Source organism: Salicola sp. AFF1, from assembly GCF_056783195.1.
On record NZ_JBXAYL010000077.1, the window covers coordinates 1 to 2,367 of the forward strand.

Annotated in this window: 2 protein-coding genes; both read right to left on the reverse strand. The window is 60.9% G+C overall.

The features are described 5' to 3' along the window. On the reverse strand, positions 1-736 hold a 736-nt coding region (gene istB / locus AC1RQI_RS16650), incomplete at its 3' end, for an IS21-like element helper ATPase IstB (protein WP_481905733.1). Continuing rightward, positions 723-2,231 carry an IS21 family transposase gene (gene istA, locus AC1RQI_RS16655; RefSeq protein WP_481905734.1) on the reverse strand — a complete coding sequence of 503 codons (1,509 nt, stop codon included), beginning with the start codon at positions 2,229-2,231 and terminating at the stop codon, positions 723-725. The genes istA and istB, both read right to left, overlap by 14 nt. Between the last annotated feature and the right edge of the window lie 136 nt (positions 2,232-2,367).

Genomic DNA, 2,367 nt, shown 5'->3' on the forward strand with positions numbered 1-2,367 from the left:
TCTTGGTTTTCTGCTTCAGTCGATAGCTTTCTCCTCCCAGCATAAAGATGTGTGAATGGTGGATGACCCGGTCAATGATCGGTACCGCCACGTTGTCGTCGTGGAAAAACTCGCCCCAGCTGGTGAAGTCCTTGTTGGTGGTGAGGATGATCGAGCGATACTCGTACAGGCTGTTGATCAGCTGGAACAGGTTGTACCTTGCCTGGCGGGTCATCGGCAGATAGCCCAGCTCATCGATGATCAGCAGGTCGTACTTGGCCAGCTGGCTGACCCGCTTTTTGAGCTCGCCCTTCATCTCGGCCAGCTCCAGCTCTTCGACCAGATCCAGGGCGTTGCGGAACAGGACCCGGTAGCCGGCCTCCACGGCCTTGTGGCCGATGCCGATGGCCAGGTGGGTCTTGCCTACGCCGGGCGGGCCGATGAACACCAGGTTGTTGCGCTCATCGATGAACTGGAAGTCCAGCAGGGCGTTGACCTGGCGCTTGGTGATGGTGGTCTGGTAGCGGTAATCGAACCCCTCCAGGTGCTTGTCAGCGGGGAAGGCCGCCATTTTGCGATTGCGCCGGATCCGATTGTCCTGTCGCTGGATCAGCTCGTGTTCGGCAAGCCGGTCGGCGAAGCTCAGATACGACATCTCGTTGGCTTCCGCTTGCGCCAACAGGTTTGTCAGTTCATCCGCCGCCGCGCTCAGGCGCAGGCTGCGGTAACGGGCCACGGTCTGCTCAAGCTGGCTCATGGGTTACCTCCTGGCCACTGGAGTGGCCAAGCTGCTGGTAAGCGCTCAGATCCAGGGCCTGATCGGCCCCCGGAACCGGTTCCGGCTCTCGCTGGCGCTGGGCGGCCGCCTCGCTCGCTTCCAGATAACTTCTTAGCCTCGTGGCGGTCATGCCGGGGCGATCGGCCACCGTCATGATCAACTGGGGATCCACGGGGGCGTGGTGGCTGAGCAGCTCCCTGGCCGCCACCAGCTGATCTTTGTAAATCCTGGGCCCGGAGCGTTTGAGCTGCTGGCATAGTCGCTGCCCGGTCTCTTGCCCGACCTGCTCACGGATGTCGGTTTCCAGCTTGCCCAGGCGCTGGTCATGATCCCGGTAGTGGTGGTTGTTCTTGATGATCCGGCCTTTGTCGGCGGACAGGGTATGACGGGCAATAACGTCGCCCGTATTCAGATCGCTGATGTGGAGCTGGCCGTCGTCGGAGGCCACAACGCCCACCCGCGCTTGTTGCCAGGCCATGGGCACCGAGTACTTATTGGCCTTCCACGCGATCAGGCCCGTCTTGTCGGCGCAGCGGGTCTGGCGGGCCACTGAGTGCACACAAGCCGGTGCGAGATAGGCCTTCAGATGGTGGCGTTCGTCGCGCTCAAAGCGTTCCCGGGGCGGTTCCCCGGTGGTGCCGTGGATCCGGACATTGGCCACGCTCTCAAGCCAGTCCTGCACATGCTCGCGCACATGCGCCTGATCCCGGAAGACTTCCCCGTAGAGACAATCCTGCTTGACGTAGTTCACGCCGGACTCCACCTTGCCCTTGCTCTCCGGGTCATAGCCTTCACAGGCATGGATCCGGTACCCGGCCGCGGTGGCGTACTCGTGGAAGCGCTGGTTGAGGGTGAGCTCGCGGTACTGCTCGTTGATCACCACCAGCTTGGTCTGATCGTAAACGCACTCCTCGGGCAGGCCACCGAAGTAACGCAGGGCCTCATCGTGGAGCTGGATAAAGGTCTGCGTATCCAGCGGGCGAAAGGCCAGGCCCACGTACATCAACCGCGAGTAGGACAGAACGAACACCACAAAGTGCAGCGTGCGCTGTTCCCCACCGATCACCACCCCGCGCAACTCACCGGGATCCACCTGGCACTGAACCCCCGCCACATCGTCCACGATGGGCTCATAGTAGCGCAGCTGGGCCGCAGCCACTTCGTCCTTGAGTGTGTGCACATAGCGGCGCAGGGAACGATCCGAGACCGGCAGGTCGCCAACCTTGGCCCGCAGCTTACGGGCAATCTTGACGGCACTGAGCTTGGGAAACTCTTCAAGTAAATAAACGAGATAGTCCCGGTACTCATCGAGTCGCTTGGTGCGGGCGGGATCGTCCAACTGGTATCCGATCGCTCTCTCGTCCATGCGCAGGTACTTACGCACGGTGTTGCGGGATACGCCCAGCTCCTGGCTGATGGCGCGGATCGACAGTCCCTGGCCGTTGTCGTGTAATGCTTTGATCTTGTGTATCACAACCCACTCCTTCACTGACATGCCCTCGGCCATTAACAAAAGCGGAGGACAGTAGCTGGTTCTGTGGCCTGACGGCCACCCGGAGGTGGGTCAAAATTAATGGCCAGTAGTGGGTCATTTTAATTGGCCACTAACA